Source organism: Parasediminibacterium sp. HNIBRBA5674 (genome assembly GCF_056745525.1).
The window spans coordinates 1-16,876 of sequence record NZ_JBQWIE010000056.1 but is presented as its reverse complement, the minus strand read 5'-3'; the positions used below and the strand labels follow the sequence as shown (position 1 = coordinate 16,876).

The following is a 16,876-nucleotide window of genomic DNA, read 5'->3' as shown; positions in this document are numbered from 1 at the left end:
AAGCAAAAAAGCAATGGCGTAAAAATTTATAGCAAGCGTGGCGAAGAAACCGCCTTTAGCTTTTTGGCACTAGACACCCACAGCCCTTACCACGATAACCGCCCCAATGCCACAGAAGGCAAGCCCGAAAAAAGAGACTATTACGCTTACTATATAGATACTACCGACGACCAATTTGGGCTACAAAGCGATGTGGTAAGCGTGGTGGTGTAAAGGCAGGGGAGGCAGGAAGGCAGGAAGGCAATGAGGTTGAAGCAATTGCATTTGAAAAAAAGCTTTAAGAATTTGTTATTACATAGGGGTATGTATTACAACTGTAGTGAGGCGGTTGGCAATGCCGCCTACTACTTTTCAAGGGTAATTATATTTCACATCTACAAATACTTTATAAACAACTAACTAATGATAACCGAAAAACTAACCAATAAAGAGTTAAAAACATTAGAGTTTTTGGCAATAGGTAGCTTAAATAAAGAAATTAGTGATGAAATGAACGTGGCTTTAAATACTGTAAAAAAACATACTACCAGTATTTACAAAAAATTACAAGTACGTAATAGAAGTGAAGCTATTGTATGGTATATAAACTTACAGAACAAGAAATGATAAACAATAAAATACCCGCCTAGCCGAAAACAAGATAAAAGTGAAGGCAAAAAAATAAGCTATAAATGAAAAAAATACTCATCATCTCATGTTTGTATGTACTAGCATTACAAGCTAAGTCGCAAATAAATAAGCAAGAACTATCTATGTGGTGCTGGGCTGCTTGTATACAAAGTGCCTTAGGGCAAGCCAATGTAATGCAATCACAAGCACAAATTGTAGCCCGCCTAGCAGGGTGGCCACAAGATAGGCCCGCAAATGGGGGAGAAATTGCAGCCGTTTTAAAATCATACGGTTTTAAAGCGTGGCTAGTACCTTATCCGGCAAGTTATACTGACTTATATAAAACATTGTCATCGGGCTGGAAGTTGATAGCTTGGGTAAACCCAAACAATAACCCACAGGTAGGGCATTTTATAATGCTACAAGGTATTTCACCAAGTGGGTTTATTGTTATAAGCGACCCTGCAACTGGGTTCACCTATCAACAAACTGCTGAACAATTATACTATGCTTGGAAATGGGGAAACTCAGTAGTAGTGGGTACACCATAAACCATTATAGTAAAAATACTATTAGCAAAACCCTATTCAACACACATTAACTAGATACATTTAATGAAAAAAATAATTTTAATAACGGTTTTATTTTTTCAATTGACTTTTGTTTTTGCACAAGAACCTAAATGGAGTCCTTGGTTATCTGTCTCTTGCTATAAAGGCATTCAATACAGTGTAAATAATTTGGGCTATAATAAAAGTACAAATAGCTATTGGTGGAATATTAGATGGAAAAATAACTATTCTAAAGCTGTTAGCTTCGATGGTGCAGTTACAATTGATGGAGAGAGTTCAATCAAAGGCGGATGGGGAACTATACAGCCAGGAGGAATCCAAACATACACATCTGTTCCCTATAAATCTAGTTCTATTAATTTTACTGTAAATGTTACAAAAGTATGTTTTGCAGAAAGATATGGTGGATGTAGTGAAAATATAGAAGGTTGGATAAATTATGCTGAATGTGATAATGGCACGCCAAACTATAAGATTAACGGAAAAAAAACACCGAACTCAAATACCTCTACAAATAGCGGTAATGGCAATACCAACTCAACTACAACCAACCAAGCCCCACAAAACGACCTTACAGAGTACTACAGAAGTAAGGCAGACCTAGAAAGGCAAACGGCTGAAAAAAATGCCGAAATACAATTAAAAAGCGAGAACTGGACTAAAGCAATTAATGCCGGTGTTGCAGCTAATAACGCTGGTAATTACGATGAAGCAAAAAAGCAATTTGCCATTGCTATAAACAACAGTAATACACAAGAAGCAAGGGCAAAGGCGCAGGAGTATTATGATAAAGTAGTAAAATTTCAAAAAACAGCAAATATTGTTAATACAGCAAAAGTTGCGCTACCTGCAATAACTGATTTAGTTAAAGCCATTAAACAGGATAAAGAAGATAAAGAGCAACAAAAAGAACAAGAGCGAAAAAAATATAGTGCTATTAATAAGATGTCTGACAAACAAGAGTTCTATGCATTTATTCAATTTATAATTAGCGAATACTTAAATAAAAATACTGAAGCAACACCAAAACTTTCTGTTTATTTAGCGACTGAAGATAATAGCTCTAGAATGGCTGCTTTTGATTTAGGAAGTAAGCTATTTTTTAATGTAGATTTTAGATACAGCAGCTATACTGGGATGTCTAGAATATGCAATTTTAATTTTAAGGATAAAGAAACATTTAATAGTTTCAAAAATGGCGACTTGTATAATACTTTAAAATTAAACTCAGCTAGAAATGAAACTTTTACGAGTGGTGATAATGGAAAAGGTATTAGGTTTTGGAATGTACAATTAGACAACCTAAAAACATATAATTTATACTACAATAACGAAGTGCCGCTAACGTATGAGGTATCAAAAGTAATAGAAGCATATGCTCCTTTGAATGTAGATAAGGCTAAAACTTACCAGAAAGAAATAAATCCCGTTAAACCCATCAATATTAATGGCATTGAGTTAACAATAGCTGGAAAAGAAAACACCATAGATGCGAATAAAATATACCAGAAAGAAGTAGGCTCAATTAAACCCATCAATAATAATATTGATGAATCAATAGCTGGAAAAGAAAACACTAAAAAATATAGAGAAGTAGTAGTTGGTGAATATACATGGCTAAATAGTAATTCATACGAAATTCCCCTGAAAGGCACGTATGCAAGTCTAGACAACAATACAAAAAATAATGGAAAATACGGCTTGTTTTACAACTACGAAGCAGCACAAACAGCCTGCCCAAAGGGCTATCGTCTGCCCACTGCTACCGAAATAATTGATCTATTTAAAACCTATGGGCAAATTGGATATATGGAGAATTTAAGTGAAGAGTATAAAGCTTTAATTAAAATTATTGATAAAGACGAGATGGATGAAAAAGTTAAAACCACGTATAAGAAACTTGTAAAGGATAAGAATTTAAATTTTCCTGATTTATACATTGATTATAATTCAGACTTGCAAACATTGTATTGGACAAGTACTAATTCTGATGAAGTTGGGAGAGCTTATGCTATTTGTTTTACTGTATATGGGGAAGAAAAATTAGTGTGGTTTGGTAAATATCCAAAAGAAAAAAAAGGGTATTGTAGATGCATAAAGGAATAAAAATAAAAATTTATATTACAGAAATTAAGCTTTTTATCTAGAAAAAATTAAAAACACTTACGAATGCGCATATTTGTTTATATACGTGCGATTACGTTCATGCAGAAATAGAATTCTCAATACATTCGGTTAATACAAATTTTCATTTATAAATAAACATAATACAAATACAATGGCAAAACTTCTTTTAGTAATGTTCCTTACAATGACTTTAATCTTAGGATTTTCACAAACAAGGAAATCTATATTAGAAAATCCAGAAAATCTAAAAGTGCTTTTAAAACAAAATAACGTTTGGGGTAAGAAGATTTTCATTGGTTATAGTAAGATGAAAAAACCAATTTATGCATATTATTATAATCGAGGCGGCACCGATAATGCAATGATTTTAGGAGGAGTACACGGTTCTGAATTTTATGGTGTTGATGTTGTCTACGCTCTTAAAGATAGCTTAGATAATATGAAAAATCAAAACTGTAAATGGAAGTTACTAATTATTCCAGAATTATTTCCAGATAATATTCAAAAAGGTAGAAACAATATTTTCAAAGAAAACTTTGGGCGTAAAACCTGCGATTCTTGTAATGGGCAGAAAGATGAAGAACTTTGTGAGAAACGTTGTGTTGACCCAAATCGTCAAATGCCACCAATTAGTAAAGAATATAGTATAGGCGATACTCTATCCTGTAAGAATGATAAAATAGAAATTGAAAACCAATATTTACTTTATTTAACACAACAATTTAATCCTTCAAGAATTGCGTCCATACATTGTAAAAATACCTCCAAGTTTTATGAGATAGGAATTTATGCTGATCCACGTACTGATGATAAAAATATTGCATTAGGCTTCTCTCAAGACGCTGTATTATCATTAAAAATGGCGTTTATTGTAAAAGAAAATAATGGTATAATCTACGGCAATTTTGTTGATTCTATATATAATGTAAGCAAAGCAGACAAGAAATTTAAAATAAGGGCTGTATCTTACTTAAATCCAGTTTATCCTCAAGATCCTTTTGCAGTAAATAAAGGTGAGCCACAAAGTAGGAGTTATCAAATCACAAAAGGTGGTAAAATGAGTTTTGGTACATGGGCTAGTACTCAAATAAAGAAAGGTAAAAAAATTTTAAAAAAGGCTGCAATTACACTTACAATTGAGCTACCACAATTTAATTATTTTTTTGATGAACCAAATAATTTAGCTTCATTGAGAAAAGAGGACCTAATCTCAAATACTTCTGCCTATGTTAAGTCACTCAAAGAGGGATTTTTAGGCGAGTAATTCTTTAATATAATATTATAATCTTCGGGAATAAGGTCTTTATAACTCATAAACGTCCGAGACTTAAACACTTCGGACGTTTTTTTTGCATTTTACACTTCTAGAAGCCCTACACCCACCCTTCATTAATAGCTTTAGTAGCTAAGTCTAAAGGTGTTTTACAATTAGCTTTTGCCAATATATTTTTTCGGTGGGTATTTACAGTATGTAGGCTAATAAATAATTCATTAGCAATTGTTTTACTGCTTTTACCTTCTACAATACATTTTAAAATTTCTCGCTCTCGTTTTGTAAATAAGTCGTAAGATTTTTTTAAAACATCGGCATCCTGTATGTTGTAGTAAGATCGCTCACCATCTAAACCAATAATAGAAAAACAAGGGATGCCCTCTTTTTTTATGTGTGTAATATCGGTTTGTACGTCTAGTGTACGGTAATAATTGGTTTCGTCATAGTCTATTTGTACCCCTTGTTGCAGTATGCGTATGTATTGCCCACACTTTGCTTTTACCCTAATATCGTATTGTACTTTGTATTTGGGTATTTTTTCAAATGGTAAAGCCTTAAAAAATTCAGTAATTCTGCGTTCAAAATTTAAGAAATAGCTTTTATCATCAGGGTGTATACTATCTAAAAACAATTGAATGTTCATTTCATGTGGTTCGTAACCTAGCACATCTTTTATGCTTTCGCTTACAACCTCAAACTGCACTTGAAAAATATTAAATACCATTATATAGCTCTTACCTACCTGAAAAATATTTAATAATTTTCGGTAATGTTCAATTTGTTGTTCAAGCGCTTTAGAGTACTCGGCATCGGTATTAACTACAGTACGCCAAATTTTTTTAGCTTCAAGATAAAAATTAGGGTTTGTTTGTTGCATATATAAAAGCAGGTAGTTAAAGTTTATGGGTATACGTTTCAAATCAAAATTAAGCGTACTATAATGAAACCCCAAACCTCACTCAAGCTATTTGCATTAAAAACTGATTAAATTTTCAATAAGGTGTTATATCCAAAAAACAAACGTCAAGTTTTACAAAACGTATATTTACAGCTACTAAGCAAGCCGTTGTAGCCATGAGCCAATATGTATTATTTATTGATACCGAAACATCTGATGTGCCAGCTGATCTGGGTAAGCCTTACAATCTTGCAAGCAATTGGCCTTTTGCAGTACAGATATCTTGGTGCGTTTACAATAAGGCTGGTAAAAAAATAAAATCGCAGAGTTATTTCATCAACAACAGGGATATTCAAATATCGATTTCATCGCTTAAAATTCATGGCATCACCAAGCAAATGATGCGTGATTATGGCGTATCGAGAAAAACAGTATTGCAAATGTTACAAAGCGATGTACAGCAATACAAACCATTGTTAGTAGGCCATTTTTTAGAGCTTGATTACCACATTATTGGTGCAGATGCTTTTAGAGAAAAAATGACCAATCCTTTGAAAGGCCTTACCACATTTTGCACCATGCTTGCCACCAAGCATTTGGTTAAAAACCCACGCACAAGCTATCTTAAACTAGGTACTTTATACGAACAATTGTTTCATCAGCCATTAAGTAATCAACACAATGCTTTGAATGATGCTATTGCTACAGCAGATTGCTTTTTTGAATTGGTAAAACAAAAAGAAATTACAAACTTTACACAAGCACCTATTGCATCTATACAAGCCACCAACGCAGTGATGCCATAGTGTTTTGCATAGAATATTTTTCACAAAAAAAGATTGCTTAATTACATCGTTTTAATAACCCAATAGTTATGAATGCTAGAGCCGAATTTTTAAAAACCTCAGCGCCATTTCATTTATTGCCAGATGATGTGATAGCAGCAACGGCCGCCGTTTTGCAAGAAGTAACTTACCACAAAGATGGTATCATTTACAAGCAACAAACTAGTAGTTTAAAAGGTGTAGATATTATTGTAGAAGGCGAATACGAATCGTTTTTTTACGACAGTAGCCAAAACAAGCGCTTGATAGAAGTGTACGGTAAAGGCTTTTGCTTTGGTGGTATTTCTATGTTGCTAAACGAGAAGAAATGCTTGCGAACTATTGTGGTAAAAAAGGGTACAAAAGTGTACACGCTTGCCAGAAAGTATTTTAAAAACTTGTGCCAAGCCTACGAACCCTTTTTCCAATATTTTATATCAGAGTTTTCTAGGCGAATGTTAGATGATGAATTTGCCCATTTTTATAAAAATAGTTCGTCTTTCGAGCAACATTATACCACACCAGACCAATTATTTTCTAAGCGAATAGAAAGCATAGAATACCGTGAAATAGTAAGCTGTAACGAGCACGAACCAGTATTTGAAGCCGCAAGGCAAATGGCACAATACAAGCTAAGTTGCTTGTTTATAAAAAGCGATGCTGGCAAATTAATCGGCTTTATAACAGATATAACCATACGTGATAAGGTAGTTATTAACCAGCTACCTTACAGTACACCGGTGAGAGATATCATGGATAATCCGTTGGTGTCAATCAATTCTAACGCCTATGTGTACGAGATTATTTTGCAAATGTTTCGTAACAGAACAAGGTACCTACTGATAGAAAAAGATGGTGAATACATTGGCTTTATTACAAGAAATAAATTGCTAAGCGAACAGGGTCAATCGCCTTTGGTATTTATACAAAGCGTAAGGCAAGCCTTATCTGTAGACGAGCTGAAACGAAAGTGGGAAGCAGTTCCTGAGTTAATACTACAGTTGCTAAACAATGGTGTACATACAGAAATTGTGAACCAATTAATAGCAACGGTATCTGATACCATTGCTATAAAAATAATTGAAGGTGTGATTAAAGAAATGGGGCCGCCACCAGCAAAATTTGTGTTTATGGTGCTTGGTAGCGAAGGCCGTAAAGAGCAAACCTTAAAAACAGACCAAGACAATGCCATTATTTATGAAGATAAGGCCAATGAACAAAGAGAATTAGTAAGAGACTATTTCTTACAATTTGCCACTACTGTTTCTGATAGATTAAACCAAGTAGGCTTTGTGTATTGCACAGGTGGCTATATGGCACAAAACCCAAAATGGACGCACTCTTTATCGCACTGGAAAAGAAATTACGACAGTTGGATGGCTGAAAGTGTACCAGAAACTGTCATTCAATTTTCTACATTTTTTGATTGTAGATATTTATATGGCGAAGCCAGTATTTTAGAAGAATTAAAGGCCTATTTGGATGAAGAGTTGAAAAAACCGATGGAGAAATTATTCTTCTTCATGGCAAAGAATGCTTTACAGTACGAGCCACCATTAACTACTTTCTTTAAGAATATCAAAACCTTTAAAGTTGGTGACCACGAAGTGTTTGACATTAAAAAAACGATGACGCCAATTGTAGATTTGGTACGTGTTTTTGCATTACGTCACCACATATTTGAGGTAAACACAGGGGAACGATTGAAGGCACTTAAAAGCTTGGGTGTATTTACTGAAGAAGAATGCCAAGAACTACTACAATCGTACTATTACTTAATGGGTATGCGGTTGAGAAAGCATGCTACACAAATAATGCACGACCATACTATGCCAGATAATTTTATCAATACCAATACATTAACCCGTATTGATAAAATTACTCTGATTGAGATATTTAAAACCATCGAAAACTTTCAGTCTAAAATACGCATAACGTTCACCAATAACCTGCTAGGGTAAAGGCCATTTTGTGGAAATAATCATCACATGCATCTTAAAAGCAAACTGATTATTAACTACAAAAACTAACGTTATGGCAGAGTTACAAGTACAAGACAATCGTAAAAGTAGAGGTGTGAAAAAAGGTAAAAAACTTTCTACTAGGGTAGATTTAACACCAATGGTAGATTTAGGTTTTTTACTAATTACGTTCTTTATTTTTACAACTACACTAAGCCACGCAAAAGCAATGGCAATAGTAGTTCCAAGCGATAAGCCAGTTATTGATGAACCAAAAACACCAGAAAGTAAAACCATCAGCTTGATACTTGGTGCCGATAATACAATTGCTTATTACAATGGTAAAGATTTAAAAGCTACAGCCACTACCAACTACACAGCAAAAGGCATTAGAGACGTATTGATATACAAACAACACTCGCTTGGTAAAGACGCTAAGAAAATGGTAGTGCTGATAAAACCAACTAATAAAGCAAGCTACGCCAATGTGGTAGATATACTAGACGAAATGGCAATAAATGGTGTAAAAACCTATGTGTTAATGGAGCCAGATGCTAAAGAATTGCTAGCCGCAAATTAAAAAGACAGCTTATTTAAAGCGGTTACAATTTCATCAACCTTATCTAGAGAAATGGGCAAGGTTTTACCGTCTTCTAAAATCAAATTACCACCATCGCTTTTTACAAATTTTTTAATGCTCTGTAGGTTTACAATATAGCTTCTGTGGCAGCGAATAAACATAGGGTCTTCTGTAAGTAAATCTTCAAAGTATTTCAACTTTTTACTTACTAAAATGGGCTGCTGGTGCTTTATATGAATTTTGGTATAACTACCTTCTGCTTCAAAATAAACCAAGTCATGCACTTTTACAATTTCTAAGCCATTGGCTACAGGAATAGCCATTTTTCTATTTTCGGTAGATTGTAAGTTTTGTTTTAAGGCGGCTATTTGCTGACTTTGGCTACTTGTGCTACGCTTTCTATATTTATTAATGGCTTCAAGCAATTTATCTTCTTGTAGCGGTTTTAATAAATAATCTACAGCGCTTAGCTCAAAAGCTTTAATAGCGTAATTGTTAAAGGCGGTGGTGAAAATGATACCAAAATTTACCTCGTCTTTATCAAAAAACTCCAGTAAGCGAAGGCCGCTGTAGCCTGGCATTTCAATATCTAAAAAAATGATATCGGGTTTTAATTTTTTAATGCTGCGCACACCACTCGGTAGGTCGTAACAAATATCTACAACCACCGTTTGTGGATCTACAGCAATTAGCATTAATTCTAAAAGCTGTGCTGCTTTTGGTTCGTCTTCAATGATGATGGCTTTTAAAACGGGAGGTGTCATTAGTAAAGTGAAGGTAGGGTGGTTGAATATAAGTATTTTTCTTTTTTGTAAGAACTAGTTTTTGCTTCACAAATACCGCCTCTGCTTTCATCAAACTAAAAATTCATTTGGTATAAAAAGCTTTACTGTTGTGCCTTTGGCAATATTGTCAGCATCTTTTTTGTCTATTATTTCTAGCACAATTTTGTTATGAGATAATTGGTTTAAGATATCAATTCTCGTTTGGTTAGCCTCTATCGCAAAACTATTGTGTTCACCATTTTTTTGTGCGTTTATAAATGCGCTTCTATCTCTACCAACACCATTATCGTCAATTTCAATTTCTAGGGCTTGTTTATTTGCCGAAAGCTTAAAACTAATGTTTAGTTTTCTATTGTTTATTTTATGTAATAGACCATGCTTGATGGCGTTTTCTACAAAAGGTTGTATCAGCATGGGCGGTATAAAAATACTATCAGTATCTAGTGAGTTATCAACGTAAATATTGGCTTGTAAGGTGTTTTCAAAACGCATCACTTCTAGGTCAATGTATAGTTGTAGGGTTTCAACTTCTTCGGTAAGCGAAATCGCTTTTTTGCTACTACTATCTAGCACAATACGTATTAAATTACTAAATTTACCTAAGTAGCTATTGGCTTTTGACTTGTCGTTACTATAAATAAAACTTTGAATAGTATTTAACGCATTAAATATAAAATGCGGATTCATTTGGCTTTTTATGGCCGTAAGCATACTGTTACGTACCTCGCTTTGTAGTTGTATTTTTTCTACAAGTAAGTCGTTTCGCTTTTTAATAGTGTCTATACGTTCTTGAACTATTAGGTATACAATATCTATTATTACCGCCACAATAATTAAGTACAACCACCATTGCCGCCACCAAGGCTTTTTTATGGTAAACGAATACATTATGGGTACACTTGCAGCTACACCTAAGCCGTTTATTGCAATGGCTTGAAATTCATATTTGCCAGGCTCAAGACCTGTAAAACTAAAGTTGCGTTCAGATGCTGGTGCCGTTTGCCACTTGTCTTTATTAGCCCCTAGTAATCTGTATTTAAAATGAACAGATTGTGGGTTTGTGTACCACAATGCAACCGTGGTAAAATCTACACTTTTGGTTCTCTCATTGGCAATTATACCAGAATTAAGCGGTAGCGTATCTGTTTGATTAGCAACAACTAGTGATAGATAATTTATAGGGCGCGTATTGCTATTATTATTACTTAATTGAATTTTATAAATACCATCAGCGGTGGTTAAAAAAGCTTCGTTATTTATTTCGGCCACATCGTACACAAAGCTGCCAAATAACATGGGTAAATAAATATTGGTAATTAGTTCATCTGTTAGTGTATTAAAAACTTGAATATTGCTACTATTTAATAGCCAAAGCCTGTGGTTACAAAGTTTTAGTTTTATAACCGTGTTTGAGCTTAATCCATCTTTTACGGTAATTTCTTTTATAAAATTGCCATTGCTAAAAACCAATAGCCCATTAACCAATGTACTAATGTATATCTTACCATTTGCATATACGATAGATGTAGCACCTATTGGTCTACCTTGATATGTTATATGCTTTACACCGTGCTTGTTAATGGCATAAACACCATTGGTAAAGTTTATGTAAAGAGTTTTGTTTGTGCTATCAAAGCAAACAGATTTTACCCTTTGGTTAAAGTTTAGTTGGGTATCTTGATATTGTTTTGGTATACTGAATAATTGATTAATTGTTTGCCAGTCTGCAATTTGCGGTTTTCTCCTTTGGCTTAAACGCATAAGCGACAAGTTCTCGTTATTAGCCAAAAAAGCGACATCGTTAAAAAAAGCAAAGTTTTTTATGGCATTTATAGAATAATAAGATGTAATGCTGCTAGTTGCCACGTCAACTAGATAGAAATTAGACAGTGAAGCGACTAAAAACTTACTACCGCCTAATTTGAAAATAGAGGTAATACCACCTCTAGTTTGTGTGAGCGGAATTTTTTTTACAATATCGGGTTGATCTATTTTGCTAAAAAATGTTTCTCCCATAGACGTGCCTTTCACTATATAATCGCCTTGATTAGCAATATAAGTAACAAAATCGCCCGTTTTAAGATAGTTTGGTTTAGTAACCAGGGCGTTGCTTTGTTTAGCACTAAATAAAATGCCGCTTTTTAAGCTACTGAACCACAAATTGCCTTCGTGATCTTTAGTAATAGAGGTAATATTTTGATTAGGAATTTGCTTTTTATAATCTGCTGTGGTACTTAATTCAGATGAGTGAAGCCAAAATTGTTTGTCTATTACACTTACATTATTAATAACGCCGGGCATTTTACTAACGCCAATTGCGATAAGTGTATTGTTTTTATAAAGCATTTTATAAAGTATGCCTTTGTACACATCTGCACCGTAAATAGTATCTCCACAAGCATATTTTAATACTTGAACATTTCGGTTTTCTAGTATTTGTGCATTTGCAAGTGGTAGCGATGTAATGCCAATACCTTGCTGATACAAAAACCATTGTTTGCCAGCTTGAATAATTATTGTATGATTATTAATAGTACAAAATGAATAAGTTGGGCCTATTCTTGCGCCACTAACCGTTGTGGTAATAAACTTACCTTGTTGTGTAGTTGTATTTTGTATGTAAATACCTTTAGACGAATTGATAATTATTTCATTGGCTAGTAGTGCCTTACGTGGATAGAATTTCGAGCTAGCGTTTTTATAATCTCGAAGTAAGAACATTTGGTCTTTTTCTATATAAAATATCTGATTATTAAGATTATGACACCAAATTCTTCCCTTTTCATCTTGAAATAAATCGAACAAACTTAAACCAGTTTGTTCTGGATGAGAATACGTTGTAAATTTTATACCATCATATTTGCTTACCCCAAGCTCATGTGCGGCCCATATAAAGCCTTCTTTATCTACTAAAATTTGATATACCTCTTTTGTAGGCAGACCGCTAATAATTTGAAGGCTATCGTTTTGGCCAAAACAATAGTTGTTTGGTTGCAAAAAAAGTACGGCTAGCAAAATACACCATCTCATCTGCTAAAATTAGATATGTTCTTTTATTTAAAAAACAGGTGCTGTGAACGTAAACTACTCACTCGTGAATTAAATAGCGATATTTGTGGAACTAAGACAACAAGTTGCAAAAAATGATGTTGCTTTCAGTTGTAATAATCCAATAAATCCCCATGAAATCCCGCTTTAAAACCAATATCCCAAAGCCTACCTACTACTAATCATTTAGATTTATCTAATTTAGTTTTTATAAACGGGGATTTATTTTTAAAAATCATATACCTGCTTTCTAGCGGGTATTTTTTTGCTAAAATCTTAAAACTTTATAACGCCAAATAAGCTAATACCGCTACCCTTACCAATGTTTTTTCCTGCCAAGTCTTTAAACAGATTAAACCCAATTTCTACATTATCGCTGGCTACAAATGCCACACCTGCGGCAGCTCTTATATAGCTAAAGTTTTTATTGGCAGTAAGATTTGATGCGCTAAATGTAGCCAATGTACTTACAGAATTTACGGTATTAAAACTACCGTTTAGTTTTACTTGCTCACTTACAGGTATACCACCAGAAATATTTAAAAACACTTGCGATGGGCCATAAACGTCAAAATATTGTCTAAAACCGGCCTCAATATCATAATACGGATTTCTGTTGTATTTATCTGTAGTACCAGAAAGCCCCACTTTTGCCTCAAAACCAAAAGTACCAAAACCAATATAAGGCGTATCTACGTTTTGATAGCCAGGAATAATTAATGAACCCGATAATGATAAGTGCGCCATGTCGTTATTAAAATGGCTGATATAGTATGATAGGCCAAGAGAAATATCACCAATATTGGCTACAGAATTTACTTTACCATTTGAAACCTCTGAAGTTTGGGTTTGAACCACAAATGGAACAGTGGCTATAAAATCTAAATCTTTACTAATGCCTGCACCCAAATTAAGTGCTACATAGTTTGATGTAAATCTGCCGTTATTTACGTACGCTTTATAAGTACCACCATTATCCCAATAGCCTTCTGCATGATACAATGTATAATTCGGTATCAGCTTAAAACGACCTTTACCAATAGGAAAACCTGCAAATGCACATTGATTAAAGAGCGCTAAAACGACTACTAATAAGCCTAGTTTTTTCATTGTAAATGTTGTTTTCTTAGTGAATGGGTACGACGGCTGATTTTGTTAACAACCTATAAAACGAAACAAATGGCGTTTATATTGTTGATTACAAATTTTGGTAAAAAATATTGTTCTTGCGTGTTGAATTTATGGGTACAAAAGCCATATAAAAACAATACGAATTGGTGTTAGTTGCGTTTGTCCATGCCCCAAGTAAGTTTATTGCGTAGCGTAGATAGAAAACTGTTTTCATTCAGTCGTACTAAGCTTATGTCAAACACTTCTTTTTTTACAGCAAGCTGAATGGTTTTATCTACAATTTCTTTACGTGCATCTAAGGCGCAAATAAATTCTTCACCACGTGTTTCTATTTCAAACGAAATGATGTTATTATCTGGTATTACAATGGGTCTTGCATTTAAATTGTGTGGTGCCACGGGCGTAATTACAAAGCTGTTACTATCAGGAAAAACAATAGGCCCACCACAACCTAAATTGTAACCAGTAGAACCTGTAGGTGTAGATACAATTAAGCCATCAGCCCAAAAAGTATTTAAAAACTCACCATTTAAGTAGGTGTGTATTTTAAGCATAGGTGATGTATCTCGCTTATGAATGGCAAATTCATTCAACGCAAAAGCTTCATTTGGAAACAAGGTTACGCTAGCATCTAAGTGAATTAAGCTACGTTTATCTTTTACAAATGTGCGATTAACAATCGCATCTACTGCCACGGTTAGCTCATCTTTACTAATGCTTGCTAAAAATCCTAAGCGACCAAAATTAATACCCATAATAGGTATTTTTTTGTCGCGAACGAGTGTTACAGAATCTAAAATGGTACCGTCACCGCCTATGCTTATTAGGCATTCTACTTCTTTACTTAAATCGTTGTGATTGCTAAATGGTGTGAGGTTGTGAACCAAATCTGCCGGCAAAGCAAATTGCCTAAACAATGGTTCGTAAATAAGTACCGAAATATTATGTTTTGCCAAAGCTTGCAACAGAAGCACCAAGGGGTTTTCCTGTTCAAAATCTAAGCCTCTGCTATAAATTGCTACTTGCATTTTTGGGGGTTTAAAATGATGTGCTACTAATCTCTACCACCGTGTAAATATAAACCCTGTGAGCCTAACTGGTTAAAACTGAACTCAATTTTAAAAACGAAATCGTAAATAGACACAATGTCTAAGCCCACACCACCAGTGTATATCAGTTGATTATTCAATAAACTATTGCCAGGATATTTATTATAAGCATAGCCTACATCGCCAAAGGCTTTTAAGAAAAAGCGAAAGGGTATCAAGTCGTGAGTTTTGCTTTTAAATGGATTTTTAAAAATGTATTTAAACACTTGCTTGTGTACTGTGGCTTTGCCTAGTAAACCCGCTGTGCCATCTATTACATAATATTCTAAGCCACGTACTTGAAAATCGCCGTAGCCAAATAAGCGTTGGTTAAAGTAAAAGTTTTTATCGTTGGTAAGCTTTACTGTGGCCGAGCCTTCAAGATGAACAAACGAGCTGCTGCTTAATGGAAAAGCATACAATAATCTACCACCTATTTGCCACAAACCAGTTGTTTCATCAAAGCCACGTTTAGATATGTAGCCACCAGCAATAATACCTTTTGTAGGATAGGCATTATAATCTGTTTTGGCATAACTAACGCCATAGTTTAACGTTAAATACTGAACTTCTTTTCTATTCTCTGGAAAATAATTTGGATTGGCCTTCAAAGCACTGTCAGAAATACCTTCGTACACAAACACGGCCTGCAAACTATGGCGCCAATATTGGTCTGGTCGGTACGTGTACGATATATCAGCACGAGTAAAGGTTCTAGTAAAATCTTCTGCTTTGTAAAATAATTGTTTATTTAAACCAGTGATGTAGTTAAATTCTTTTTGTTTAGAATGAGCAAAGCCTACGCTAAAGCCTTGTTTTCTTTTTTTATCGAAAAATGGTAAGCTATAGCGCAAGTTTATTTGCTGGCTATAGCCTGTAATTAGCCAAATTGCAAGTTCATCATTTTGCCCAGTAAGATTAGCTTGGTTAAATTTTATACCAAAATTCACCCGGTCCAAACTCGCTTTTTGGTCTACCAACCATTGGTTAAAGTTTCTATCTACCAGCCTAAAGTAGGGCAATGGAAAAAAGTACCATCTTTCTTTAACATCTACATTAATACTTACTGCGGTACCTATTTTTTGCCCTGTATATATGGTAGCATCTACAAACAAAGCGGTATTAAACACTTGGTTGCGGCTTTGTTCTAGTTTTTTAGTAAGGTCTTTTAGTAAAATGGTATCGCCTTCACGTATCACCATTTCACGTAAAATGATGTAAGGCTTTGTGCGTTTGTTACCCTTAATTGTAATATTGCCAACGGTTACATATTGGTTGCTAGCAACTATGGTTGTATCTGCTAATTTATTTACCGCCAAGCTGTCTTGCTGTGCATGCAAACTGCCGCCAAAAACAATGGTTAACAATAACAAGTAACTACAACGCATTAATAAACATAGCTGATGAGTGGTAAATATAAGAGAAAATGGGTTTAGCTTTTGTTATGCTTTGGTTCGTGTTACCATTATTGCTAGGCATTTCAAAGTAATCTGTGCAGCACCATCTTTCATTACAGCTTGTTGGTACGCCATTTCACAGTAGCCTTGGCTGCATACCAACAAGGGCGAAATTTTTTTTAAAGTCAATTATTTTAGAGGAATTAGTCTTCTGTCTGCTGGTCTTAAATACCAAGATGCAACAGTCAAGCACATAAAAATAAATACAGGTAAGACTTGTAAAAATGTGTCTCCACTTGATAAATGTGAGATAACACCGCCTGAAAGAAGGAAGAACAAACCTGCATAAGCCCACTCTTTTACAAGTAAGTATTTAGGCATTAGAATGGTAATAACTGCAAGGATTTTCCAAGCTCCCAAAATTGTAATTACATAAAGAGGAAAGCCAAGATGAATAAGTCCTTCAACATTAAAACTGGCTCTTAATAATTGTCCTGTGCCACCAACACAGGTGTACGAAAGATAAATTAGCTCTTTGATACAATAAAATTAAATTTATCCGTTGCTTTAAGATGGAATTACA

At 34.3% G+C, this 16,876-nt stretch carries 15 protein-coding genes; 8 read left to right on the top strand and 7 right to left on the bottom strand.

Going from position 1 to position 16,876, the window contains the following annotated elements:
* The 5 genes from ACT9TX_RS17545 to ACT9TX_RS17525 form a co-directional block, all read left to right on the top strand.
* Positions 1-213 (top strand): hypothetical protein (locus ACT9TX_RS17545; RefSeq protein ID WP_481340241.1); only part of this gene is annotated, 213 nt, incomplete at its 5' end.
* Between the two features lie 189 nt (positions 214-402).
* Positions 403-606 (top strand): response regulator transcription factor, encoded by a 204-nt coding sequence (locus tag ACT9TX_RS17540; protein WP_481340239.1) that lies wholly within the window; start codon positions 403-405, stop codon positions 604-606.
* A 65-nt stretch (positions 607-671) separates the two neighbouring features.
* A complete protein-coding gene (locus ACT9TX_RS17535) occupies positions 672-1,160 on the top strand; it encodes a papain-like cysteine protease family protein (RefSeq protein WP_481340237.1) in 489 nt (162 codons plus the stop codon).
* A gap of 63 nt (positions 1,161-1,223) precedes the next feature.
* Positions 1,224-3,287: an FISUMP domain-containing protein gene (locus tag ACT9TX_RS17530; RefSeq protein WP_481340235.1), complete on the top strand. Its 2,064-nt coding sequence runs from the start codon at positions 1,224-1,226 to the stop codon at positions 3,285-3,287.
* A 172-nt stretch (positions 3,288-3,459) separates the two neighbouring features.
* Positions 3,460-4,572, top strand: a complete 1,113-nt coding sequence (locus ACT9TX_RS17525) for a M14 family metallopeptidase (protein WP_481340233.1) — start codon at positions 3,460-3,462, stop codon at positions 4,570-4,572.
* A gap of 109 nt (positions 4,573-4,681) precedes the next feature.
* On the opposite strand, the gene ACT9TX_RS17520 is transcribed toward ACT9TX_RS17525, so the two are convergent.
* Positions 4,682-5,458, bottom strand: a complete 777-nt coding sequence (locus ACT9TX_RS17520; RefSeq protein ID WP_481340232.1) for a LuxR C-terminal-related transcriptional regulator — start codon at positions 5,456-5,458, stop codon at positions 4,682-4,684.
* Between the two features lie 197 nt (positions 5,459-5,655).
* On the opposite strand from ACT9TX_RS17520, the gene ACT9TX_RS17515 reads away from it, so the two are divergent.
* The 3 genes from ACT9TX_RS17515 (at position 5,656) to ACT9TX_RS17505 (ending at position 8,844) form a co-directional block, all read left to right on the top strand.
* Positions 5,656-6,285 carry a 3'-5' exonuclease gene (locus ACT9TX_RS17515; RefSeq protein ID WP_481340230.1) on the top strand — a complete coding sequence of 210 codons (630 nt, stop codon included), beginning with the start codon at positions 5,656-5,658 and terminating at the stop codon, positions 6,283-6,285.
* A 68-nt stretch (positions 6,286-6,353) separates the two neighbouring features.
* The gene (locus tag ACT9TX_RS17510; protein ID WP_481340228.1) at positions 6,354-8,264 is read left to right on the top strand and encodes a DUF294 nucleotidyltransferase-like domain-containing protein; all 1,911 of its coding nucleotides are present in this window, start codon (positions 6,354-6,356) and stop codon (positions 8,262-8,264) included.
* A gap of 73 nt (positions 8,265-8,337) precedes the next feature.
* Positions 8,338-8,844, top strand: a complete 507-nt coding sequence (locus ACT9TX_RS17505) for an ExbD/TolR family protein (RefSeq protein WP_481340227.1) — start codon at positions 8,338-8,340, stop codon at positions 8,842-8,844.
* On the opposite strand, the gene ACT9TX_RS17500 is transcribed toward ACT9TX_RS17505, so the two are convergent.
* The 6 genes from ACT9TX_RS17500 to ACT9TX_RS17475 all read right to left on the bottom strand — a co-directional run bounded on the left by ACT9TX_RS17500 (position 8,841) and on the right by ACT9TX_RS17475 (position 16,821).
* Positions 8,841-9,608: a LytR/AlgR family response regulator transcription factor gene (locus ACT9TX_RS17500; RefSeq protein ID WP_481340225.1), complete on the bottom strand. Its 768-nt coding sequence runs from the start codon at positions 9,606-9,608 to the stop codon at positions 8,841-8,843. The two genes, ACT9TX_RS17505 and ACT9TX_RS17500, sit on opposite strands and share 4 nt — an antisense overlap.
* Positions 9,609-9,698: 90 nt before the next feature.
* A complete protein-coding gene (locus ACT9TX_RS17495; RefSeq protein WP_481340223.1) occupies positions 9,699-12,659 on the bottom strand; it encodes a sensor histidine kinase in 2,961 nt (986 codons plus the stop codon).
* 294 nt (positions 12,660-12,953) lie between these two features.
* Positions 12,954-13,787 (bottom strand): hypothetical protein, encoded by an 834-nt coding sequence (locus tag ACT9TX_RS17490; RefSeq protein WP_481340222.1) that lies wholly within the window; start codon positions 13,785-13,787, stop codon positions 12,954-12,956.
* Between the two features lie 170 nt (positions 13,788-13,957).
* Positions 13,958-14,836, bottom strand: coding sequence for an NAD kinase (locus tag ACT9TX_RS17485; protein ID WP_481340220.1), 879 nt, complete (start codon positions 14,834-14,836; stop codon positions 13,958-13,960).
* A gap of 26 nt (positions 14,837-14,862) precedes the next feature.
* Positions 14,863-16,284, bottom strand: a complete 1,422-nt coding sequence (locus tag ACT9TX_RS17480; RefSeq protein ID WP_481340218.1) for a POTRA domain-containing protein — start codon at positions 16,282-16,284, stop codon at positions 14,863-14,865.
* A gap of 198 nt (positions 16,285-16,482) precedes the next feature.
* Positions 16,483-16,821, bottom strand: a complete 339-nt coding sequence (locus ACT9TX_RS17475; protein ID WP_481340243.1) for a DoxX family protein — start codon at positions 16,819-16,821, stop codon at positions 16,483-16,485.
* Positions 16,822-16,876 lie beyond the last annotated feature (55 nt).

Bases quoted from the DNA above. Each gene is read 5' to 3' on its own strand.
- ACT9TX_RS17480 (WP_481340218.1), bottom strand. From the start codon at position 16,284: ATGCGTTGTAGTTACTTGTTATTGTTAACCATTGTTTTTGGCGGCAGT.
- ACT9TX_RS17515 (WP_481340230.1), top strand. From the start codon at position 5,656: ATGAGCCAATATGTATTATTTATTGATACCGAAACATCTGATGTGCCA.
- ACT9TX_RS17485 (WP_481340220.1), bottom strand. From the start codon at position 14,836: ATGCAAGTAGCAATTTATAGCAGAGGCTTAGATTTTGAACAGGAAAAC.
- ACT9TX_RS17495 (WP_481340223.1), bottom strand. From the start codon at position 12,659: ATGAGATGGTGTATTTTGCTAGCCGTACTTTTTTTGCAACCAAACAAC.
- ACT9TX_RS17520 (WP_481340232.1), bottom strand. From the start codon at position 5,458: ATGCAACAAACAAACCCTAATTTTTATCTTGAAGCTAAAAAAATTTGG.
- ACT9TX_RS17490 (WP_481340222.1), bottom strand. From the start codon at position 13,787: ATGAAAAAACTAGGCTTATTAGTAGTCGTTTTAGCGCTCTTTAATCAA.
- ACT9TX_RS17510 (WP_481340228.1), top strand. From the start codon at position 6,354: ATGAATGCTAGAGCCGAATTTTTAAAAACCTCAGCGCCATTTCATTTA.
- ACT9TX_RS17535 (WP_481340237.1), top strand. From the start codon at position 672: ATGAAAAAAATACTCATCATCTCATGTTTGTATGTACTAGCATTACAA.
- ACT9TX_RS17540 (WP_481340239.1), top strand. From the start codon at position 403: ATGATAACCGAAAAACTAACCAATAAAGAGTTAAAAACATTAGAGTTT.
- ACT9TX_RS17530 (WP_481340235.1), top strand. From the start codon at position 1,224: ATGAAAAAAATAATTTTAATAACGGTTTTATTTTTTCAATTGACTTTT.
- ACT9TX_RS17525 (WP_481340233.1), top strand. From the start codon at position 3,460: ATGGCAAAACTTCTTTTAGTAATGTTCCTTACAATGACTTTAATCTTA.
- ACT9TX_RS17505 (WP_481340227.1), top strand. From the start codon at position 8,338: ATGGCAGAGTTACAAGTACAAGACAATCGTAAAAGTAGAGGTGTGAAA.
- ACT9TX_RS17500 (WP_481340225.1), bottom strand. From the start codon at position 9,608: ATGACACCTCCCGTTTTAAAAGCCATCATCATTGAAGACGAACCAAAA.